The sequence below is a fragment of the Teichococcus aerophilus genome (genome assembly GCF_014490485.1).
GTDB classification, from domain to species: Bacteria; Pseudomonadota; Alphaproteobacteria; order Acetobacterales; family Acetobacteraceae; genus Pseudoroseomonas; species Pseudoroseomonas aerophila.
In genome coordinates, this window is the sequence record NZ_JACTVA010000002.1 from 52,815 (window position 1) to 73,025 (window position 20,211).

Annotated in this window: 19 protein-coding genes; 9 read left to right on the forward strand and 10 right to left on the reverse strand. The window is 69.3% G+C overall.

What is annotated here, in order from left to right:
- Positions 1-51: 51 nt before the first annotated feature.
- The gene (locus IBL26_RS01420) at positions 52-750 is read right to left on the reverse strand and encodes a DUF2272 domain-containing protein (RefSeq protein WP_367615343.1); all 699 of its coding nucleotides are present in this window, start codon (positions 748-750) and stop codon (positions 52-54) included.
- 204 nt (positions 751-954) lie between these two features.
- Positions 955-2,820: a monovalent cation:proton antiporter-2 (CPA2) family protein gene (locus IBL26_RS01425; protein WP_187782660.1), complete on the reverse strand. Its 1,866-nt coding sequence runs from the start codon at positions 2,818-2,820 to the stop codon at positions 955-957.
- 144 nt (positions 2,821-2,964) lie between these two features.
- On the opposite strand from IBL26_RS01425, the gene IBL26_RS01430 reads away from it, so the two are divergent.
- The gene (locus IBL26_RS01430) at positions 2,965-4,887 is read left to right on the forward strand and encodes an AsmA family protein (protein WP_187782661.1); all 1,923 of its coding nucleotides are present in this window, start codon (positions 2,965-2,967) and stop codon (positions 4,885-4,887) included.
- Positions 4,888-5,001: 114 nt separating this feature from the next.
- Here IBL26_RS01430 and IBL26_RS01435 read toward each other — a convergent pair whose 3' ends face one another.
- The 3 genes from IBL26_RS01435 to IBL26_RS01445 form a co-directional block, all read right to left on the reverse strand.
- Positions 5,002-5,991 (reverse strand): Bug family tripartite tricarboxylate transporter substrate binding protein, encoded by a 990-nt coding sequence (locus IBL26_RS01435; protein ID WP_187782662.1) that lies wholly within the window; start codon positions 5,989-5,991, stop codon positions 5,002-5,004.
- 118 nt (positions 5,992-6,109) lie between these two features.
- Positions 6,110-6,799 carry a GntR family transcriptional regulator gene (locus IBL26_RS01440; RefSeq protein ID WP_187782663.1) on the reverse strand — a complete coding sequence of 230 codons (690 nt, stop codon included), beginning with the start codon at positions 6,797-6,799 and terminating at the stop codon, positions 6,110-6,112.
- Between the two features lie 46 nt (positions 6,800-6,845).
- Positions 6,846-7,592, reverse strand: coding sequence for a DUF3750 domain-containing protein (locus IBL26_RS01445; RefSeq protein WP_241748864.1), 747 nt, complete (start codon positions 7,590-7,592; stop codon positions 6,846-6,848).
- 245 nt (positions 7,593-7,837) lie between these two features.
- Between IBL26_RS01445 and IBL26_RS01450 the strand changes: the two genes are divergently transcribed.
- Positions 7,838-8,605, forward strand: a complete 768-nt coding sequence (locus tag IBL26_RS01450; RefSeq protein ID WP_241748865.1) for a Crp/Fnr family transcriptional regulator — start codon at positions 7,838-7,840, stop codon at positions 8,603-8,605.
- A gap of 12 nt (positions 8,606-8,617) precedes the next feature.
- On the opposite strand, the gene IBL26_RS01455 is transcribed toward IBL26_RS01450, so the two are convergent.
- Complete coding sequence (locus IBL26_RS01455) at positions 8,618-8,854, reverse strand: hypothetical protein (protein ID WP_187782664.1); 237 nt, start codon at positions 8,852-8,854, stop codon at positions 8,618-8,620.
- An 83-nt stretch (positions 8,855-8,937) separates the two neighbouring features.
- Here IBL26_RS01455 and hemN point away from each other — a divergent pair, with 83 nt between their 5' ends.
- Both hemN and IBL26_RS01465 read left to right on the forward strand, forming a co-directional pair.
- Complete coding sequence (gene hemN / locus IBL26_RS01460) at positions 8,938-10,287, forward strand: oxygen-independent coproporphyrinogen III oxidase (RefSeq protein ID WP_187782665.1); 1,350 nt, start codon at positions 8,938-8,940, stop codon at positions 10,285-10,287.
- Between the two features lie 90 nt (positions 10,288-10,377).
- Positions 10,378-11,022, forward strand: coding sequence for an OmpW/AlkL family protein (locus IBL26_RS01465; protein ID WP_187782849.1), 645 nt, complete (start codon positions 10,378-10,380; stop codon positions 11,020-11,022).
- A gap of 27 nt (positions 11,023-11,049) precedes the next feature.
- Here the strand turns inward: IBL26_RS01465 and IBL26_RS01470 are convergent, their stop codons facing one another.
- Entirely contained in the window at positions 11,050-11,733 is a 684-nt protein-coding gene (locus IBL26_RS01470; protein ID WP_187782666.1) for a FadR/GntR family transcriptional regulator, read from the reverse strand.
- Positions 11,734-11,842: 109 nt separating this feature from the next.
- Here IBL26_RS01470 and IBL26_RS01475 point away from each other — a divergent pair, with 109 nt between their 5' ends.
- From IBL26_RS01475 to IBL26_RS01495, 5 genes are all read left to right on the forward strand, one after another.
- Entirely contained in the window at positions 11,843-12,529 is a 687-nt protein-coding gene (locus tag IBL26_RS01475; protein ID WP_187782667.1) for a fumarylacetoacetate hydrolase family protein, read from the forward strand.
- 224 nt (positions 12,530-12,753) lie between these two features.
- Positions 12,754-13,107: a CidA/LrgA family protein gene (locus tag IBL26_RS01480; RefSeq protein ID WP_187782668.1), complete on the forward strand. Its 354-nt coding sequence runs from the start codon at positions 12,754-12,756 to the stop codon at positions 13,105-13,107.
- A 10-nt stretch (positions 13,108-13,117) separates the two neighbouring features.
- Positions 13,118-13,837: an LrgB family protein gene (locus IBL26_RS01485; RefSeq protein WP_187782669.1), complete on the forward strand. Its 720-nt coding sequence runs from the start codon at positions 13,118-13,120 to the stop codon at positions 13,835-13,837.
- Positions 13,838-13,902: 65 nt separating this feature from the next.
- Positions 13,903-14,802, forward strand: coding sequence for a DMT family transporter (locus tag IBL26_RS01490; RefSeq protein ID WP_187782670.1), 900 nt, complete (start codon positions 13,903-13,905; stop codon positions 14,800-14,802).
- A 73-nt stretch (positions 14,803-14,875) separates the two neighbouring features.
- A complete protein-coding gene (locus IBL26_RS01495; protein ID WP_187782671.1) occupies positions 14,876-16,099 on the forward strand; it encodes a serine hydrolase domain-containing protein in 1,224 nt (407 codons plus the stop codon).
- A 69-nt stretch (positions 16,100-16,168) separates the two neighbouring features.
- Here IBL26_RS01495 and IBL26_RS01500 read toward each other — a convergent pair whose 3' ends face one another.
- The 3 genes from IBL26_RS01500 to IBL26_RS01510 all read right to left on the reverse strand — a co-directional run bounded on the left by IBL26_RS01500 (position 16,169) and on the right by IBL26_RS01510 (position 20,183).
- On the reverse strand, positions 16,169-17,380 hold the full coding sequence (locus IBL26_RS01500; protein WP_187782672.1) for an MFS transporter: 1,212 nt from the start codon (positions 17,378-17,380) through the stop codon (positions 16,169-16,171).
- Positions 17,381-17,390: 10 nt separating this feature from the next.
- Complete coding sequence (locus IBL26_RS01505; protein ID WP_187782673.1) at positions 17,391-17,954, reverse strand: PRC-barrel domain containing protein; 564 nt, start codon at positions 17,952-17,954, stop codon at positions 17,391-17,393.
- A gap of 90 nt (positions 17,955-18,044) precedes the next feature.
- Positions 18,045-20,183 (reverse strand): FUSC family protein, encoded by a 2,139-nt coding sequence (locus IBL26_RS01510; protein ID WP_367615344.1) that lies wholly within the window; start codon positions 20,181-20,183, stop codon positions 18,045-18,047.
- Positions 20,184-20,211: the final 28 nt, after the last annotated feature.

Below are 20,211 nucleotides of genomic sequence, written 5' to 3' on the forward strand. Positions count from 1 at the left end.
CCGGCGTCTCTAACCCGCCCGTGCTGACGGCGTAACCCGCCGGGCCATGCGTCAGCGGGTGAGGTCCATCCTGTTTTCGAACACCACGAAGAACGGCGCCTTGTCCACCGGCGGTGGCAGGGCACGGCCGGCGCGGTCGGCCGGGAAGCGGCGCAGGACCACGGCATCCAGCACGTTGCCGCCGATGGCCTGCACCAACTGGCCGCCGGTGGCGACGACGACGTCGCAATGCATCGGCCGGAACTGCCCGGGTTCCATGGCCCGTTCCTGCCAGTGATAGAGCGGGCTGCGCGACCGGTCGGCGCAGATCAGGTCCCCCGGCACCGGCGCGTATTCGGCCGGGTCGTGCGGCCGGAAGGCTGCGCCCTCCGGATTGCCGGCCGAGGCGGCGATCAGCGCATCGATATAGAAGGCATGGGCGGCGGAGGGTGGGAACACGTAGCCCGGCACGCCGGCCTGCTGCATGACATAGCTGACGAAGGCGGCCGACCAGGCCGGATAGGCCCAGAGCGAGATGGACGGCAGGGCCGGCGGGGGCGCACCCTCGGGCAGCATCTCTGTCAGCCCGGCCAGCAGGGCATCATGCGTCTGCTGGTGCCGGCGAATGACGGCGGGGCCTTCCGGCACCGTTTCCCAATAGGCCAGGACACTGCTGTAATGCTCGGGCGCGGCCTGCTGCGGCAGGGCGATGGGCCAGCCATCGACGGTCAGTTGCCCCCAGCGATTCCATTCCGCCAGCGCGGCCTGCACCAGGCGTGCCCGCTGTGGGCCCAGCGTCGACGCCGGTGCGGTCGGCGGCGGCGGTGGCGATGAGGCACAACCAGCCAGCCAGCCGACCAAAGCCAGGGCCAGAGCCGGCCTGAACCATCCACGCATAGAGCAACCCCGCACGATGTCTGGCAGCTTCAACGCGGCAGCGGCGCTTCCGTCACAGCCCATCCCGGGCGGACGGCGTTAAATCGGCCGTCCGTCCGCGTGCAAGGCTTCGCGCCGGGCGGCTTCCTGGATCACGGCGATGGTTTCCTCGCTGAGGCCCTGGCCTTCCTGCTTCGGGCGCACCAGCGGCGTCGGCGTCATCTGGTTGCCATGCATCAGGGCGATGGAGGCCTGCCGGTCGCCAATCCCCTCCAGTTCCAGCCGCGCCCGGTCCCGCCGGCGGATATCCGCTTCCAGCTCCGCCACCTCGTCCTCCTCGAAGCCCAACTGGCGCAGCGCGGCATTGCCGAAGACGATGGCGGACTCGAAGGTCTCGCGCATCTGGTAATCGACGCCGGCACGGATCAGCCGCAGTGCGTGCGGCCGGTCATAGGCACGGGCCAGCACCGGGGTCAGCGGGAACTCGCCCTTCACCAGCTCGACGATCTCCGTGGCGCTTTCGCGGTCGTCGACGCAGACCAGGATGGCGCGGGCGTGCTCGGCGCCGCTGGCATGCAGCACGTCCAGGCGGCGGCCGTCGCCGTAATACACCTTGAAGCCGAAGCCGGCGGCGGCCTGGATCATCTCGGTGTCGCTTTCGATGATGGTGATGTCGATGCCGCGTGCCAGCAGCGACTGGCTGGCCACCTGCCCGAAGCGGCCGAAGCCGATCATCAGCACATGGCCGCTGACGGTGCCGATCTGGTCCGCACCCTCCACGCCGGTCATGTCCTGGTCGCTCTTGCCAGCGGGCAGGAAGCGCAGCGCCAGCACGGCCAGCGGCGTCAGGGCCATCGAGAGCACGATGATGGCGGTGAGCACGGCGTTCAGCCGGGCCTCGAACAGCCCTGTGGCCGCCGCGGCGGCGTAGAGCACGAAGGCGAACTCGCCGCCCTGGCCCATCAGCGCGGCCCGGTGCAGCGCGCCCCGGGTGCCGGAGCAGGTGAAGCGCGCCACCAGGAAGATGCCCAGGGACTTGACCGCCATCATGGCGATGACGCCCGCCAGGATCAGCGGCCAGTCCCGCCCCACCAGCGCGATGTCCAGTGACATGCCGACGCTGATGAAGAACAAGCCGAGCAGGATGCCGCGAAACGGCTCGATATCCGCCTCGAGCTGGCGGCGGAACGTGCTTTCGGACAGCATGACGCCGGCCGCGAAGGCGCCCATGGCCATCGAGAGCCCGGCCGCCTGCATGGCCACGGCCGCGCCCAGCACCACCAGCAGCGCGGCGGCGGTCATCACCTCCCGCGCATGTGCCTTGGCGAGCAGGGAGAAGACCGGCGTCAGCAGCCAGCGGCTGATGGTGACGAGGCCGACAATGGCCGCGACGGCGATGCCGACCGTGACCCATTGCGACGTCCGGCCCTCGCCCACCGAAACCGGGGCCAGCAGTGCGACCACGGCCAGCAGCGGCACGATGGCCAGGTCTTCCAGCAGCAGGATGGAGACGATGCGCTGGCCGGCCAGCCCGTTGGTCTCGCCCCGTTCCTCCAGGATCTGCATCACGATGGCGGTGGAGGAGAGCACGAAGCCCATGGAGGCGACGAAGGCCACCGGCCAGGACAGGCCCACCGCCCAGCACAGCAGCGTAAGCAGGCCGCCGCATACGGCCACCTGCGTCAGGCCGGAGCCGAAGATGTCCCCCCGCATACCCCAGAGGCGACTCGGCTGCATCTCCAATCCGATGATAAACAGGAACATCACCACGCCGAGCTCGGCCACATGCAGCACGGCCTGTGGGTCGCTGAAGACGGCCAGTCCGAACGGGCCGATCACCAGCCCGGCGGCCAGGTAGCCCAGCACCGAGCCAAGCCCAAGCCAACGAAACAACGGAACCGCGACGACGCCCGCCGCCAACACCGTCACCACGCTCGATAAGTCACTGCCGTGCTCGGCTGCCATCCACACCATCCTCATCCGCCGCCCCGGGCCAGCACGGCCAGGATCGTGGTCGAAACCGGGGTAACAGCCTCACCATAGCTTGAACGGAGGAACCACCACCATCGCCGCGGCGTTTCATTGCGGATAAGGATGGAGCATCGGCCCATGGCGTTGTCGCGCGGGCGCAAATGGATGATAGGGCTGGGGGTCCCAGTCCTGATCATCGGCCTGTTCCTGGCATTGTTCCGGTGGGACTGGCTGATCCCGTTTGTCGAGCCCCGGGCCTCGGCCGCCATCGGCAGGCCGGTGACGTTGGCGCATCTTCATGTCTCCCTTGGCCGTACCGTTGTCGTGACCGCCGACGATGTGGTGGTCGGCAACCCCGACGATTTTCCGGACCCTACGCCCTTCGCCCGCGTCGGCCGGCTCAGCGCCGCCATCAATGCTTGGGACTGGTGGCGCGGCGCCCCGTTGACCTTGCCGTGGATCGAGGCCGACCGGCCCGTGCTGCATGTCGCCGCCACGCAAGACGGCAAGGCCAACTACCTGTTCGATACCTCCACCCAGCAGGAGCCAGGGGCCACGGCGGAGCCGGCTTCGCCGGCGCCGCAGATCGGCGTGGTGCGCATCCGCGACGGGCAGGGACAGGTGACGCTGCCTCAGCTCCGCGCTGACTTTGCGTTGCGGATGGCGACGGAGGAACCGGCGGGCGAGGAGCCGCGCATCGTGGCGAGCGCGGAAGGCACCTATGCCGGACAGCCGATCACGGGACGCCTCGTCGGTGGCGCGCTGCTCTCCCTGCGCGATGCGGAGAAGCCCTGGCCGGTCGAGCTGCGCATCGATAACGGCCCGACCAATGTGTTGCTCGATGGCACGTTACGGGACCCTCTGCACTTCCAGGGCGCCGCGCTGAAGCTGGTCCTGGCCGGGCCGGATATGAGCCTGCTAACGCCGCTGACCGGCGTGCCCATCCCCCGCACGCCGCGCTACCGGATTGCCGGGGCGCTGGACTATGCGGAAGGCCGGGTCCGCTTCGACCGGATCGAAGGCGTGGTTGGCCGTAGCGACGTGGCGGGCAACGTGTCAGTGCTGCCGCGCGACCCACGGCCCGACGTGACCATCAACCTGACCTCCAACCGCGTCGACCTGGACGACCTGGCCGGCTTCATCGGCGAGACGCCCGGCAACGGCGCGCCGGCACGAGCGAATGAGCGGGTGCTGCCGGACACACCGGTGAACATTCCCCGGCTGACGGCCGCGGACGTGCATGTGACCTACCGCGCCAAGCAGATCCGTGGCGGCCGCACCATGCCGCTGGATGACCTTCGCGCCGAGTTCGATGTCGTCGACGGCACCATCACCCTGCACCCGATCGGCTTCGGCGTCGGGCGTGGCAACATGCTGTTCGAGGGCACGCTGGCGCCGGTGGAGAATGGCGGGTTGCGGGCGGATGTGAAGGCGCGGTTCCAGCGGCTGGATATCTCGCGCCTGATGAGCGCCGCCGGCTCGCAGGGTGGCGGTGCGCTGAATGGCCGGGCGGAGCTACGCTCCACCGGGTCCTCGCTGGCGCAACTGCTGTCGCGCGGGGATGGGCGGATAACGCTGAGCACCGCCGGCGGCAACCTCTCGGCCCTGTTGGTCGACCTCTCCGGGCTGCGGCTGGCCAACGCCATCCTCTCCGCCCTGGGCGTGCCGCAGCGGACGGACTTGCAGTGCTTCATCGCTGATCTGGAGCTGCGGCGCGGCACCTTGCAGACCAAGGCGCTGATCATAGACACCGATGACGCCATCATCATCGGCGAAGGCTCGGTCGATCTGGCGCGGGAGCGGCTGGCCTACCGGCTGCGGACGCAGTCGCGCGACTTCACCATCGGCGCGCTGTCCACCGATATCCGCATCAATGGCAGCTTCCGCAGCCCGAGTGTGTTGCCGGAACCGCTCGAGCTGGGCGCACGCGGTGGCGCGGCGGTCGGGCTGGCCTTGATCAACCCGCTGTTGGCCATCCTGCCAACCATCCAGTTCGGGACGGACGAGGATAGCGGCTGCAAGGCCCTGGCCGGCCGCGCCTCCGGCGCCGGGCGGCGTTAAAGGCGGCGCCGACCGGGGGAAACCCGGTGGTCGCCGCAGTAGGCAAAAGGCAGCCAACCAGGCCTCGAGCCAGATGCCCCCGCCAGTATCGACTGGCGGGGGCGATAGCCCCGCTTACTCGACGCGGATATTGGCTTTGCGGGCAACCTCGCCCCAGCGCTGCGTCTCGCTGGCCACGAAGGCGCGGAACTCATCCGGCGTGTTGCCGACCGGCGTGATGCCCAGTTCGCGGAAGCGCGCCGCAACGGTCTCCGACTGCAGGGCCGCGACGGCTTCCTTGTTCAGGCGGGCCACGATCTCCGGCGGCGTGCCGGCCGGCGCAAAGAAGCCGTGCCAGGACAGGCTCTCGAAGCCCGGAACGGTCTCGGCGATGGTCGGCACGTCCGGAGCCGTGGGGCTGCGCTGCAGCGAGCCGACGCCGAGGACGCGGATCTTGCCTTCACGCGCGAAGGGCCAGGCGGAGGAAAAATTGTCGAACGCTAGCGGCAGTTCGCCGGTCAGCAGCGCGGTCATGATCTGGCCGCTGCCGCGATAGGGCACGTGCTCCATCTCCGCGCCGGTCAGCTGGGAGAACAGCGCGCCCGCCAGGTGGATGGAGGTGCCGACGCCCGAGGAGCCGTAATTGAACTGCCCTGGCTTGGAGCGCAGCAGCGTGATCAGCTCCTGCACATTGCGGGCCGGCAGGTCGTTGGTCACCGCCAGCGCGTTGGGCTGGGAGGCCAGCTGGGTGATCGGCGCGAAGTCCCGCAGGTTGTCGTAGGGCATGCGGGTGAAGATGGAGGGGTTGATGGCGTGGCTGCTGATGGTGCCCAGGCAGATGGTGTAGCCGTCGGGCGTGGCGCGGGCGCAGGCCTCGCTGCCGATATTGCCGCCGGCGCCGGGGCGGCTTTCGACGACCAGAGGCTGGCCGAGCGTCTGGCTCATCTGCTGACCGACCAGGCGGGCGACGGTGTCGGACGTCCCGGCGGAGAACGGCACGATGACGCGGATGGGCTGGTTCGGGTAGGCACGGCCCTGGGCGGCGGCCGGGCTGGCGGACAGCGCGGCCACCGAGAGCAGCGCGGTGGCAGCGGCCAGGGAACGGCGCGTGAGGTACTTGATCATTCTGGTCCTCCTGAGCAGTGCCTTGCTGGCCTGCTGTTTGGTCATTCTTGGTGTCGTCTGGGGGCTTGGTGTCGTCTTGGTTGCCCCGCCGGCAGCGGCGCTGCCGGGATCGTCTCCCTCAGCCGCGCGTCTCCTCCGGAAAGGCCACGGACAGGGACCGGAAGGTGTGCGCGCGCATCTGGCGCTCGGCGGCTTCCGGGTCACGCGCGGCGATGGCGGCCAGGATGGCGGCGTGTTCCGCCAGGGCCTGCCGCGGCTGGTCGTCGCTCGCCAGCACCCGGGCACGGCCGATATGGTCGTAGGCCCGCAGCGCCTGCAGCCCACGGATCAGGAAGGGATTGTCGCCGATTGCGTGCAGGGCGGTGTGGAAGGCCTCGTTGGCCAGCCGCAGCGTCGCGGTGTCGCCATACTCGGTGGCATCCCGCATCGCGTCCAGGCGCTGTTCCAGCCGTTGCAGATCCTCCGGCGTCGCGTGGCGGGCCGCGAGGTCGGCCGCCGCGCCTTCCAGCACCGCGCGGATCCGCCCCATCTCCGCCAACCGGCGCGTATCCATCAGCGCGACGGAGGAACCGCTGCGGGGACGGGTCTCGACCAGACCCTCGCCCTCCAGCCGCCGCAGCGCTTCCCGCACCGGCTGGGCCGAGGTGCCGAGGGCGGCCGCGATGCTGCGCTCGGACAGTTTGCCGCCGGGTGGCAGGCTGCCATCGACGATGCCGCCGACCAGCCGCTCATACACGCTGTCCGCCAACGGGCGGATATCGTCCGTTGCCAGGGGCCGCAGCGCGGAAGGGGCCAGTGTCATTGCCATTCAAAACTGCAATAGCAGATGCCCGGCGCCGCCCGCAAGATGGACGTTAAGCCATCCCCAACCGGCCGAGCCCCGGCAACTTGATGGCCGGCCGGCGTAGATCGAGACCGGCAACGGCGCCCAGAATGTTGACCTCGAAGCCCTCGACCCAGGCGACCGTCAGCCCGCCATAGCCACCGAAGCTGAGGCGGAAGCCGGTGCCGGATGGCGTGGCACGTAGCCAGCGGCCGTCATACGGGAAGTCCTTGCCGATGGCGTTGGGCGGCAGGGCAAGCTGGATCTCGGGCATGCCATCCAGCACGGCGGCGACGAAGGTGTTGGAGTTGGGCCCGGGCCAGGCGCGGTAGTCGCCCTGGTTCTGCCAGGCATAGTCGGCGATGGCGGTGCGCACACGGGGGATCAGCGCCTCGGCCGTGGCGCCATCCACGGCGAAAACGGTTTCCGGCACCTGGCCGAACCAGCGGCCATCCGGCTCGAACCCATTCATCCGGATCGGGTTACCCCAGGCGGTATAGTCATAGCGCGTGTAGCTGGAGGCGCCTTCCTCCTTGAAGACGATCCAGCAATGGACGGCGAAGATGCCGCGCCATCGCACCGTCTGCGCCGCGAAGACACGCAGGACGGCGGGCTGGTGCGTGGAGGGTGCCGGTAGCAGGCCGGCGCTGGAGCGGTCGGCCGTGCGCCAGCCGGCCCCTGAGCCACTACTGGCATAGAGACCGGCCGAGATGCCGAGGGGGAGGAGAAACAACAGGACGAACAGCCCAAGGGCGATCTTCAGCGCGTATAGCATCATGCCTTACAGATCTGGCTCCGTGCCGCCTATGGCAAGGGTCGTGCCTCTTGCCATGCACAATGCGCGTGGTGCCTGCCTGAGCGGTGCCCTGACAGGGCGCGCCCGTTGTCGCTATGCTGCCAGCCAGAACTGCGCCTTAGAGCGTGATTTGTTCACCCGCCATGCTCCAGGCCTTTGTTGCTCGCGTGATTCAGGCTTTCGGTGAGTCCACCTCCAGCCATCACGCTCTAGGATCAGGATACGCGATGTCGGCCCGTGGAATCGAACCAAGGCGTATGGGCGTGCCCGGCGCCCAGCCGGCGCATGACCCGCATTGCCTGCCCACGGCCGAGGCCTGCGCGGTGTGCGAGGCACGCCCCTTCAGCATCTGCGCGCCCCTGAGCACGGCCGAGTTGGCGGAGCTGGACCGCTTCAGCACCACCCTGCACCTGCCTGCTGGCGCGACCTTCGTGCATGAGGGCGACCCGGCGGACCATTGCTTCAACATCACGGCGGGCTCGGCCAAGATCTACAAGCTGTTGCCGGATGGCCGCCGGCAGGTGATCGGCTTCCTGTTCACCGGGGACTTCCTGGGCACCGCCACGCGCGGCCCCTACGGCATCAGCGCGGAGGCGATGACGCCGCTGAGCCTCTGCCGGTTCGAGCGGACGTCCTTCCGCGCTGTGCTGAGCCGCCTGCCGGCGCTGGAGCATGCGCTGCTGGACCGCACCGCCGATGAACTGGAGGCGGCGCGGGAGCAGATGCTGCTGTTGGGCCGCAAGGCCGCGCGTGAACGCGTCGCCAGCTTCCTGCTCAGCCTCTCGCGCCGCGCCGTGCGCCTGGGACGGGTGGCGGACCCGGTGCAACTGCCCATGGGCCGTACCGACATCGCCGATTATCTCGGCCTGACGACTGAGACGGTTAGCCGCGTCCTGACGCAACTGCGCACCGAGGGCATGATCCGCCTGAACGGTACCAGCGAGGTCCACCTGACGCGGCGGGCAGCACTGGAATCGCTCTGCGAAGGCGCCTGATACCGGCATGGGTCAGCGCAAATCCTGCTCGGCTTCGTCGAAGCCGCACTTGATGAGCGATAGGCCGAAGGCGTCGCCGAACACCATCAGGCGGTCGCTGCTTCGGCTATGCCGCCCAGTGCCGCGTAGCCGGTCGTCCTGCCGGCCTGCATGCCGCCGGCCAGCCCTGCCGACAGCAGCGCTGCAAGCAGCGGGGCAGAGGCTCGGGTGCTGGCAGGGGGCGAAGGCGTGCAGACAATCGGCGAGCATGCCGGTGCTTCTGCCGGTCTTGACGCGTTCGCGCCTTGATCCATCTCAAGGCGCGGCTGCTTTACGGAGTCCAGGATACGGGCATGACCCAGCCCGCCATGCCGCCCCGCGCCCTGTTGGCCCTCGCCGAGGCCAAGGTGCCCCGCTACACCAGCTATCCTACTGCGGCGCAGTTTGGTCCGCTGGGCGAAGCGCAGTACCGCGCCTGGCTGGCACAGGGCATCCGCCCGGCGGCCCCGCTCTCCCTTTATCTGCATGTGCCGTTCTGCCGGGATCTGTGCTGGTACTGCGCCTGCCATACGCGGCCGACACGCTCCGAGGCGCGGCTCTCGGCCTATACGGACGCACTGATGGCCGAAATGGCGCTGCTGGATGCGGCCTTGCCGGCGCATGCCGGCGTGTCGCACCTGCATTTTGGGGGTGGTACGCCGTCCATTCTGGGGGCGGATGGCTTGCGGCGGCTGATGGCGCGGCTGCGTGGCCTGTTCGGCCTGCGTCCCGGCGCGGAGGTCGCGATCGAGCTGGATCCGCGCCTCATGGATGTGGCGCTGGTGGACGCGTTGGGCGAGATGGGCGTCACCCGCGCCAGCCTGGGCGTGCAGGACATCGCGCCCGACATCCAGGCCCGCATCGGCCGCCCGCAGCCGGCCGAACTGGTGCAACTGGGCGTGGAGAGGCTGCGCCAGGCTGGGATCGCCGGCATCAACCTGGACCTGATGTACGGCCTGCCGGGGCAGGCGGTCGCGCATGTCGAGGCCAGCGCCCGCTTCGCCGCTTCCTTGCGGGTCGACCGGATCGCGGTGTTCGGCTACGCGCATGTCGCGTGGATGAGGCCGCACCAGAAGGCCATCGACGAGGCAACCCTGCCCGACGTGGTCGAACGCTTGGAGCAGGCGGAAGCCGCGGAGGCCGTGTTGCGCGCCTCCGGCTACGTGGCTTTGGGGCTGGACCACTTTGCCTTGCCGGATGACACGATGGCGCAGGCGGCGCGGGCCGGCAGGCTGCGCCGGAACTTCCAGGGCTACACGATCGATGACGCTCCGGCGCTGATCGGGCTGGGAGCATCCTCGATCGGTGCCTTGCCGTCAGGCTTCGCGCAGAACGAGGCGGATGAGCGGCAGTACATTGCCAGTGTCGCCGCTGGCCGGCTGCCGATCCGGCGCGGCATTGCCACCACGCATGAGGATCGTGCACGCGCCCTGCTGATCGAGCGGCTGATGTGCGACTTCGCGCTCGACCTGCGGGCTGTCCCTATGGATATCGTGAGCCCGGCTCTGGAGAGACTGCAACAGTTGGTCGAGGCCCGGCTGGTGGACATACAGAACGGCAATCTCCTCGTCGCACCGGAGGGGCGCCGCTTCGTGCGCCAGATTGCGGTATGCTTCGACGCGTATTTTGAGGCGGGCGCGCAGCGCCATTCCATGGCGATATGATGCAGATCAAGGCGGCAGCAGAGGCGTTTGCCTAAATTTGGCGTCAGGCGGTGGCATTGCCGCTGGAAAGTGAGAGACGCTGTGAACAAGATGAACTGGAAGCTGCCCGTGATCGCCGCCATGGCCTGCGTGATGGCAATGCCCGCCACGGCACAGGAAGAACTGCGCGGCAAGCAGGCGGGCGACATCGTGCTGGGCTTCAGTGTGCTGGGTGTGTTGCCGCAGAGCGGTGGCCGCGTCGATGCCATCGGCGGCAAGCCCGACCCCAGCAACAGCGTGACGCCGCAGCTGGACGTAACCTGGTTCGCGACGCCCAACCTGTCGCTTAACCTGATCGCCGCCACCACGCGGCATGACGTGACGGTGCGTGGCTCCGCCTTGGGGGATGTGGATCTCGGCCGGGTCTGGCTGCTGCCGCCGACCTTGACCTTGCAGTACCATCCACTGCCGCAATCGCGCATCAGCCCGTATGTCGGCGCCGGCATCAATTACACCGTGGCTTACAACGAGGGCGGTTCACGCAGCGCCGCCATCAGCAAAGTGGATGTGGAGGATAGCTGGGGCTGGGCGCTGAATGCCGGCGTCGACTATGAGTTGTCCCCGCACTGGGCCGCGAATATCGATGTGAAGAAGCTGTTCCTGCGGCCCGATGTCTCGGTGAATAGCGGCGCCATCGGCGCGCGGGCGGATCTCGACCCGTGGATCATCGGCGTCGGCGTGCGCTACCGCTTCTGACGCCGCGGGGGCCGGGCCGCCAACATGTCAGCCCTGCCGCGAAGGCTTTTCGATCAACCGGTGCACGGCGGCGATGTGATGATGCATCCGCTCCGCCGCCAGTGATGCCTCGCCCTGTTCGATGGCGCCGACGATGGCGGCATGTTCGGCGAAGGAAGGGTGGTCCGCCTGCGGCCCATCCGGCCGGGCGCGGGGGCGGTTCCAGGTCAGCACCCGGCGGATGGCTGCCAGCTGGTCGAACAGATGCAGCAGCAGCGGATTGCTGGCCGCCAGGGCAATCTCCCGGTGCAGCCTGGCATCCTGCCCCTCGTAACCCCGCCAGGATTGGCCCGGGCGGCAGGACGCCATCATGGCATCCCGCATCGTCGCCAGCTGGGCCGGCGTGGCGTGGCGCGCGGCCAGGGCGGCCAGTTGCGGTTCCAGCGTCAGCCGCGCCTGCACCATGTCGCCATCCCTCGCTTCCTGCGCCAGTTGCGCGACGTCGCCGATGGCGGCCAGCGGGCGCGGGCCCAGGAAGGTGCCTTTGCCCACATGCCGCCACAGCTGCCCCTCGGCCTCCAGCGCCGCCAGGGCCTTGCGCAATTCGGCACGGGAGACGCCAAGCGCCTCCGCCAGCTCGCGTTCCGGCGGCAGCCGGCCGGAGGCGGGCAGGGTGGTGGTCGCCAGATAGGCCTGCAGCAAGGTCAGGACCGGGGCGGTGTCGGTATCCATGCCCTCGGCATAGAACGCTCCAGCCCCAGGGCGCCAGGGCCAGCGTGGGCGCTTGACGACCGCTTGGGGCAGGCGTAACCAATCCGGCACATTGGTTTGGAGATCCGCCATGGCCTACGCCATTCAGCCGCCGCCCGAGACCACCGTTCCCGTCGCCGGCGAGGACAGCGTGTTCCCCGTCCGCCGCATCTGGTGCGTCGGCCGCAACTACGCGGACCATGCGCGCGAGATGGGGCATGACCCGGACCGGGAGCCGCCTTTCTTCTTCTCCAAGCCCGCCAACGCCGCCGTCGCGGGCGGAACGCTGCCGTTCCCCGGCCAGACCAAGGACCTCCACCATGAGGTCGAGTTGGTGGTGGCCGTCGGCAAGGGTGGCCGCGATATCCCGGCCGAGCAGGCGCTGGAGCATGTGTACGGCTACGCCATCGGCCTGGACATGACGCGCCGGGACATCCAGGCGGAAGCCAAGAAGCTCGGCCGGCCCTGGGAATTGTCGAAGGGCTTCGACCAGTCCTGCCCGATCAGCCCGATCGTCCCGGCCACGCGCATCGGCCACCCGACGCAGGGCAAGATCGAGATCACGGTGAACGGCAAGGTGCAGCAGACCGGCGACATGAACCAGATGATCTGGTCCGTGCCGGAATCCATCGCCTACCTGTCCCGCTTCGTCGAGCTACTGCCGGGCGACCTGATCATGACCGGCACGCCCGCCGGCGTCAGCGCGGTGAAGCCGGGCGACACGCTGCACGGCACCTGCGAGGGTGTCGGTGAAGTGACCGTGACCTACGCCGCCTGACACTGGCGGGAGAGGAGGGGTCCCGCAGTCGGGACTCCTCCTGGATATGCCAGGATCGTTCCCGGATGCTGGTATGACTTGATCTGCCGGCATCGCTGGCGCACAGAGGGAGGCGCTTCGGGCTTTGCTGTGCCGCGGCCACTCACAATGCATGGGGAAGCGTCCGGGGCCACACGCCTTCGGAGGACTTCCACCATGTCCAGCTTGCCCCCGGCATTCCGCGCATGACAGGCGCCATCACCACCCTGCTGGTCTGCCAGCTGGCCGGGGAATTGCTGGCGCGCGCGCTGCATCTGCCGGTGCCGGGGCCTGTCATCGGAATGGTGCTGCTGTTCGTCCTGCTGTTGATCCGGCATGGGGAGGGCGAGGAGCCTCCGGCGGCGTTGACCCAGGTGGCCGACACGCTTTTGGCCCATCTGGGCCTGTTGTTCGTCCCGGCCGGCGTGGGCGTCGTGGTCCTGCTGCACACACTGGCGGCGAACTGGCTGCCGCTGGCCCTTGCAGTCGGCGGCGGCACGCTGCTGGGCATCGCCTTCACCGGGCGGCTGGCACAGGCCCTGCTGCGGCGGCTGGGCTGAGGCGCCGCCGATGGCCCCTGACCTGACCGAAATCTGGGTCTATCTGGCGCGGGAACCGCTTTCCGCCCTGACCATGACCCTGCTGGCCTGGCTGGCCGCGTTGCGCCTGCAGCGCTTGTGCCGCCGCCACGCGCTGGCCAACCCGGTATTGCTGGCCGTGGCGATCCTCGCCATCGGGCTGTTGGTGACCGGCGTGGATTACCGCAGCTATTTCCAGGGCGCGCAGTTCGTCCATTTCCTGCTGGGCCCGGCGACCGTGGCCCTGGCGGTACCGCTGCACCGGCAGTGGAGCACCATGCGCGCCGCCATGCTACCGGCGGCCGTCGCCATCCTGTTGGGCGGCATCTTTGCCGCGGCGATGGGCGTGGGCTTCGCCCTGCTGCTGGGGGCGCCGGCCGATGTCACTGCCTCGCTCGCGCCGCGCTCCGTCACCACACCGGTGGCCATGGGCATTGCCGAGCGCCTGGGTGGGTTGCCGTCCCTGACCGCAGTGGTGGTGCTGTGCTCCGGCGTCGTGGGGGCTGCCGTGGGGCCGCTGGTGCTAAATTGGGCCCGGGTGACGGATTGGCGGGCGCGTGGCCTGGCCATGGGCACCGCCGCGCATGGCATCGGCACCGCCCGCGCGCTGTCCGTCAACATGACGGCGGGGGTGTTCAGCGGCCTGGCCATGGGGCTGAACGCCGTGGCCACGGCGCTGTGGCTGCCTGTCCTCTGGCGCCTGTTCCAGTAGGCGTGTACTGCGCCGCGGGCTTTGCCCACGCCGCTTCCTTCCTCTCCTGCCCGCCGGATGTGCTCATGGACCGCAGCGTGATGCGGGGCGTCTGCCTCGCTTTCGTCGCCTATTTCGCTTACGCGCTCAGCGACGCCTCGGTGAAGCTGCTGGAAGGCGGCATCCATCCGCTGCAATCCGCCTTTTTCGGCGGCGTGTTCGGCATCGCCGCCATACCCTTCCTCCTCAGCCCTGGCGAGCGGTGGCACTACGCGTTCCGAAGCCGCAACCGGCGCATGTGGGTGCTACGGGCCATCGCCGCTGTCACCGGCGCCCTCGGCAGCATCACCGCCTTCACCTATCTGTCGATGGCCGAGGCCTTCTCGCTGCTGTTCCTGATGCCAGCCTTCGTCACCGTCATGTCGGTCGTTTTCCTGAAGGAGGACGTTGGCTGGCGGCGCTGGACGGCGGTGATCCTGGGCTTTGTCGGCGTGCTGATCGTGCTGCGGCCTGGGTTCCGGGAGCTGAATATCGGCCATGCCGGCGCGGTGGTCGGCGGCTTTTCCGGTGCCATGACCATCGTGCTGATGCGGGCGATGGGCGGGAAGGAGCGCCGGATCTCGCTCTACGGGGCGGGGCTGGTCGGGCTGATCCTGGTCAGCGGCGTGCTGATGGTGCCGTATTTCCGCTGGCCGAGCATCGAGCAGTGGATCTGGCTGGCGGGCTACGGCCTGCTGGCGGCGGTGGGCAATGCCCTGGTGATGATGGCCTCAGCCCGCGCGCCCGCCACGCTGGTGGCGCCGCCGCAGTACAGCCAGATGCTGTGGGCCATCATCCTCGGCTACTTCGTGTTTGGCGACAGGCTGGATTGGCCGATGGCGGTGGGCGTCGCGCTGATCATCGCCTCCGGCCTCATCACCTTCGTGCGGGAAAAGGTGCGGGCACCGGCGGTGGCCGAGGCCGCGCCGCTGATCCACCCGCAGTAGCTGGCCCCCCCCTGGCCAGCGCCTGGCCAGGGCGGCATGCTGCCAGGGCCAACCCTTTGCCCTGGAGCCCGCCATGCCCGACATCGCCATCAAGCGCCCCGAGGATGTGGGTCTCTCCAGCGCGCGCCTGGCGCGGGTGGATGCGTGGCGCGAGGCCTGGGTGAAAAGCGGCAGACTGGCTGGCGCGATGACGCTGGTGATGCGGCGTGGGCAGGTGGCGCATCTCGGCTGCTCGGGCCACGCCGATCTCGAACGCGGCGTACCCATGACGCCCGAAAGCATCCTGCGCATTTATTCGATGACCAAGCCGCTGACGAGCGTGGCCATCATGATGCTGTATGAGGAAGGCCGCTTCCAGCTCGATGATCCCATCACCCGCTTCCTGCCCTGCTTCAAGGACATGCGGGTGTTCACCAGCGGCAGCCGCGGCAGCTACGAGACGGTGCCGGCGGAGCGCGAGATCACCTTCCGCGACCTGCTGACCCATACCGCCGGCCTGACCTACGGCATGATGCACGCCAACATGGTCGACGCCATGTACCGGGATAACGGCGTCGACTTCCAGACCTCGCCAGGCAGCCTGGCCGAGGTGGTGGAGACCGCCGCCAGCCTGCCGCTGCTGGCGCAGCCGGGGCGGGAATGGAACTACTCCATCGCGACCGACGTGCTCGGGCATCTGGTGGCCGTCATTTCCGGCCAGGACTTCGCCAGCTTCCTGCGGGACCGCGTGATCGCGCCGCTCGGCATGATCGATACCGGCTTCCATGTGCCGGCGGAGAAGCTGGCGAGGTTCGCCGCCAATTACCGCAAGGGAGAGGATGGCCGCCTCGCGTTGATCGATGACCCACGCGACAGCCGCTTCAACGCGCCGCGTGCCATCGCCTCGGGCGGCGGCGGGCTGGTATCCACGGTGGGGGACTACACGCGGTTCTGCCGCTTCCTGCTGAACAAGGGCGCGTTGGATGGCGCCCGGCTGCTAGGCCGCAAGACGGTCGAGCTGATGATGTCCAACCACCTGCGGGGCGACATGGCCGCCATGGGGCAGCCCCGCTTTTCGGAATCCACCTATGAGGGCGTGGGCTTCGGGCTGGGCTTCTCGGTGATGCTGGACCCGGCGCGGGCGCAGATTGTGGGCACGCCGGGCGAATGCGCCTGGGGCGGCGCCGCCAGCACCGCCTTCTGGGTCGACCCGCAAGAGGACATGGCGGTGATCCTGCTGACGCAGCTGATGCCGTCCTCCACCTATCCGCTGCGGCGGGAGCTTCGGGTGCTGACCTACCAGGCCATCGTGGACTGACGGCACGGCGCGGAGCCGCGCCGACAGCCCGCTAGTGAAGCGTGCTTCGCGTCTTTCCGTGAAGCTACCTCAGGCGGTCACGCTCTCAGCCTCGTCTTCCTCGCCCCGCGTCTCGGGCATTAGGAAGACGACGAGCAGGAAGGCCAGGAAGCCGCTGCCCGCCAGCACACCGAAGGCCGCGCCGGCGCCGAACCAGCTGGAGATGGCACCCGCCAGGGTAGTACTGATGGTAGCGCCGATGCCGACAGCGAGGCCGAACAGCGCCATGCAGAGGTTGAAGCGGTTGTTGCCCTTCGTCAGGTCCGCCGCCAGCAGCGGCAGCAGCACGCCCAGCACGGCGGCGCTGATGCCATCGAGCATCTGCACCGCCGCCAGGCCCAGCGGGTCTGACACCACGCTCAGCAACAGGCCGCGCACGGGCAGGGCGGCGAAGCCCAGCATCAGCATGGAGCGCCGTCCCCGCGACTGCGCCATCCGCCCGACCCAGGGCGAGATCAGCGCCACGACGAATTGCGGTACGACGATGCAGGCGGCGATGACGAGGTTGGCCTCATCACCGGCGACGCGGGTGATCTCGGCGCCCACCAGGGGCAGCATGGCGGCGTTGGCCAGGGTGAACAGCAGGCAGCACGCGGCGAAGACCAGCACGCTGCGGTTGGTCAGCAGGCCGCGGATCTCGCCCCGCCCGGCGGCATCCTGCACCGGCGTGGGCGGCGGCGGCGGATGCAGCTCCGACTGGCGGATGAAGGTCAGCGTGACCATCGCCGGAATCATCATGAAGGCGGTCAGCCAGAAGACCGAGGCACCGGAGAACCAGGCGCCGGCACTGCCCATGGCTGCTGCTGCGACGCCATTGCCCAGCGAGGCATAGCGCGCGTTGCGCCCCAGCCGCTCCCCCAACCGCGCGCGCCCGACGAGGGCGAGGCTGATGGCGGCGATGGCGGGCGCCAGGATGCAACTGGCCACGCCATGCAGCACTTCGGAAGCCAGGATCGGCAGCCGCGCCGGCCACGCCGCCAGCAGAACCGCGCTGAGGGCAACGCCGATCATCGCGATCATTGCCAGCAGGCGCTTGCGGGGCGTGGCATCCACCAGCAGGCCGGCGGGCACCTGGGCCAGCATCATCGTTGCGGTGCCGACGCTGAGGGCGACGCCGATCTCGACATCCGTCCAGGCCTGGGCGGTCAGGTAGACAGCGACAAAGGGCCCGAAGCCGGTCTGCACATTGGCGACGAAAAAGTTCAACCAGTCGAGCGAACGCTCGCTACGCCGCCTCAGCATGTTGTGACCTTCACCGGTTCGCAGGCGCCTCCGCCGTCCCCGGCGCGGCCGGGGGTACCGCAAGCACGGCCGGCTCGCCGTCCTTAAACTCTGGCAGACCACGAAGTTGCTCACGGCTCAGGCCGAGCCCGATTCCGTCGGGAGTAAACTGCAAGGCACGCCACGCCACAGCGATGCGCCGCTTACCAACACCCAGGAACCCGCCGTAATCCAGGATGGCCGCGACCGGCTGGCCCTCGGTGTTCACCAGGATATTCACCAGCTGCGCGACGACGATGCCGGACGGGCCCTTCACGTCCTGCCCCATGGTGCGGAAGGCCGCGCGGGCCTCCAGCGTCTCTCGCGCCGCCGGGGGCACTTCTGCCTGTGGCGGCGTGGTGGGGGCAGCGACCGGTGGTGTGGCAGAAGCCGGGGGCGGGTCCACCGGGGGTTGGGTCGTGGCAGGCGGAGCCGTGGCCGCCGGGGGCGCTTCCGCCGGCGGGTCTCCATCCGCCGCGAAGGCCAGGGTGGGCAACAGCAAGCCGATGCAGGCGGCCGCATACCGGAGAGGCAGGGGACGGGGGCGCGAGAGCATGTCCGGTTCCTGCGCCTGTTCGGCGGTCCGGACAAGTGTTTTGGCCTGACGCGCTTGCGTGAGCGGCAGGTCCTGGCCTGAAGGGCAGCGCTACCGCTGCGGCGCCATTCCGGTGGCCTCGGCCGGCCCATGCTCATGGCCCCGCCGCAGGGCGCCTTCCAGCAGCTCGATCTGCCGGGCGATCCGGCTGAGCGGATTGGCCAGTGCATCGCCGGGCGGCAATTCCGGCCGTGGCGCGATGGGGGTGTTGCCCGTGGTCAGGGCGCCCAGGGACTGGCTGAGCCAGTTCCGCCAGGCCTCGCCATGCGCGGGGTCCAGGCTCTCCCGCGCCGCCGTATCGTACCAGAGGGCGGAGAGGCGGCCAGCGATCCGCCGCAGCGTCGCATCCACCAGCGTGGCCTGCGCCACGGCGGGAGAACGGCTGCCGCCCGGTTCCTGCAAGGCGCGGGAGAGCGACGTCTCCAGGTTGTTGGTGGTGACGCCTGCGGCGCGCCGGGCGGCATCGAAGCTGCCGGCATTCGGCTCCCCCAGCAGGTCCGACATCACCGCCTTGGCATAGGCCGCGTGGGCGGTGATGGCCTGGCGCTGCTCCTGCCCCAGCCGCACCGGCTCCCAGCTCGGCCAGAGCAGCCAAGCGCCGGCGACGGCGATCAGCCCGCCCGCGACGGTGAACAGCGCGCGCAGCTCCGCCACTTCCCAGGAGCTATGGCCCGGGTGCACCAGCTCCATCAGCACGACGACGATGGGTGTCACGCCCGCGATCCAGGCGACGAAGCTGACCTGCCGGGCGGCGAAGGCAACGGCGCAAAGCGGGAACAGCAGCATGGCCATCTGCAGCGGCGTGCTGGGCAAGTAAGCCAGCAGGGCACCGACCAGCCCGCCCAGCACCGTGCCACCCACCCGCTCCAGCGCCCGCTGCCAGGTGGTGGCGTAGAAGGGCTGCAGAGTGACGACGGCGGTGATGGTCAGCCAGTAGGCGAATTGCTGGCCATAGGGCAGCGTCAGCACCAGGGCCGGTGTGGCGACTGCGGGCACCCGCACGGCATGCCGCAGGATGGCCGAATGCCAGTTGAGGTTGGACAGCAATGGCGCCAGCACCCGGTCCCGCCAGGGTTGAGAGGGGGCGACGCCGGCGCCGCCGCCGGGCAGGTAGCCGCCCGGCGTGCTGAGCAGCGCCGCGATCCGCAGCCGGTCGAGAATCGCTTCCGTCAGGGGGCGGAGCACCGGGTCGTGCGCCGTGGCGGCCAGGGCCCGCTCGCCAGCCCGCGTCAGCGCCGGCAGGCGCAGCGGCGTATCGTCCAGCATGGAGCGGGAGAGCACGACCAGCATGGGCCGCAACAGCCGGAGCAAGGTCTCTGCCGCCTGCAGGCGGGCGGTGTCCTTGCTGCCTTCCACCACGCCCGCGAGCGCGATCAGGCTGCCGAAGACCTGGTCGCAGGCCTCCAGCCGCAACAGGGATTGGGAGCCGCGCAGCGAGAGGCGGCCGCGCTTGCCGGCCAGTTCCATCACCAGGCCACGGGCGTACTCGATTTCCTCGCGCACCGCACGGCGATGGGCGCGGCCGTGGGCATCGAAAGCCGCACTGTCCTCGCCGCCAGCCAGGATCAGTTGGCGCAGGCCTTCCGCCAGGGCGGCCAGCCGCCGCCAGCATTCGGACACCGCCGTCCGTGCCGGGCGATACAGGTGCACGCGCCAGATGCCCATGGTCAGCACGGTGGCCCACAGGCCGCCGGCCACGAACATCGCCCCGACCTCCAGCGCCTGGTGTAACGCCAGCGGCTGGTTCAGCGACAGGATCAATACGATGGACAGGATGTTGCCCACTGAGGTGGCGCTGGTGCCCCAGATGCGCGCGAAGCTGAACAGGAACAGGGTGGCGCAGGCGATGGGGATGGCCACGGCCACCCCCGCATTCCGCAGCAGGCCAAAGCCCATCCAGGTCGCCGCGCCCAGCACGGTGAAGGCCAGCAGTGCCGGTACGCGGAAGCGGATTGGCCCGCCCGCGTCGCACAGGCATGTGAAGAAGGAGGCCAACGCCATGTAGACCAGGGGCGGCCAGCCCAGCCATTCGTTCGCCAGGATGACCACTGCGCAGGCCAGCGCGGCGCGGATGCCTTCGGCCATGCTGAGCGCGCTGAGGTCGAGGCCCAGCGGCAGGCGCGCGAGATCCGCCCCGGGATTACGTGGGGTACCGCCGCCGATGAACCTGTCGCCTGGGCGCCTCGGCACTCTGCAAAACCCTATCCGGAAGTCATGG

What these genes read in the sequence shown, in the direction of transcription:
- IBL26_RS01425 (WP_187782660.1), bottom strand. Translation starts at nt 2,820, where the DNA reads ATGGCAGCCGAGCACGGCAGTGACTTATCGAGCGTGGTGACGGTGTTG.
- IBL26_RS01430 (WP_187782661.1), top strand. Translation starts at nt 2,965, where the DNA reads ATGGCGTTGTCGCGCGGGCGCAAATGGATGATAGGGCTGGGGGTCCCA.
- IBL26_RS01435 (WP_187782662.1), bottom strand. Translation starts at nt 5,991, where the DNA reads ATGATCAAGTACCTCACGCGCCGTTCCCTGGCCGCTGCCACCGCGCTG.
- IBL26_RS01440 (WP_187782663.1), bottom strand. Translation starts at nt 6,799, where the DNA reads ATGGCAATGACACTGGCCCCTTCCGCGCTGCGGCCCCTGGCAACGGAC.
- IBL26_RS01445 (WP_241748864.1), bottom strand. Translation starts at nt 7,592, where the DNA reads ATGATGCTATACGCGCTGAAGATCGCCCTTGGGCTGTTCGTCCTGTTG.
- IBL26_RS01450 (WP_241748865.1), top strand. Translation starts at nt 7,838, where the DNA reads ATGTCGGCCCGTGGAATCGAACCAAGGCGTATGGGCGTGCCCGGCGCC.
- IBL26_RS01455 (WP_187782664.1), bottom strand. Translation starts at nt 8,854, where the DNA reads ATGCTCGCCGATTGTCTGCACGCCTTCGCCCCCTGCCAGCACCCGAGC.
- hemN (WP_187782665.1), top strand. Translation starts at nt 8,938, where the DNA reads ATGACCCAGCCCGCCATGCCGCCCCGCGCCCTGTTGGCCCTCGCCGAG.
- IBL26_RS01465 (WP_187782849.1), top strand. Translation starts at nt 10,378, where the DNA reads ATGAACTGGAAGCTGCCCGTGATCGCCGCCATGGCCTGCGTGATGGCA.
- IBL26_RS01470 (WP_187782666.1), bottom strand. Translation starts at nt 11,733, where the DNA reads ATGGATACCGACACCGCCCCGGTCCTGACCTTGCTGCAGGCCTATCTG.
- IBL26_RS01475 (WP_187782667.1), top strand. Translation starts at nt 11,843, where the DNA reads ATGGCCTACGCCATTCAGCCGCCGCCCGAGACCACCGTTCCCGTCGCC.
- IBL26_RS01480 (WP_187782668.1), top strand. Translation starts at nt 12,754, where the DNA reads ATGACAGGCGCCATCACCACCCTGCTGGTCTGCCAGCTGGCCGGGGAA.
- IBL26_RS01485 (WP_187782669.1), top strand. Translation starts at nt 13,118, where the DNA reads ATGGCCCCTGACCTGACCGAAATCTGGGTCTATCTGGCGCGGGAACCG.
- IBL26_RS01490 (WP_187782670.1), top strand. Translation starts at nt 13,903, where the DNA reads ATGGACCGCAGCGTGATGCGGGGCGTCTGCCTCGCTTTCGTCGCCTAT.
- IBL26_RS01495 (WP_187782671.1), top strand. Translation starts at nt 14,876, where the DNA reads ATGCCCGACATCGCCATCAAGCGCCCCGAGGATGTGGGTCTCTCCAGC.
- IBL26_RS01500 (WP_187782672.1), bottom strand. Translation starts at nt 17,380, where the DNA reads ATGCTGAGGCGGCGTAGCGAGCGTTCGCTCGACTGGTTGAACTTTTTC.
- IBL26_RS01505 (WP_187782673.1), bottom strand. Translation starts at nt 17,954, where the DNA reads ATGCTCTCGCGCCCCCGTCCCCTGCCTCTCCGGTATGCGGCCGCCTGC.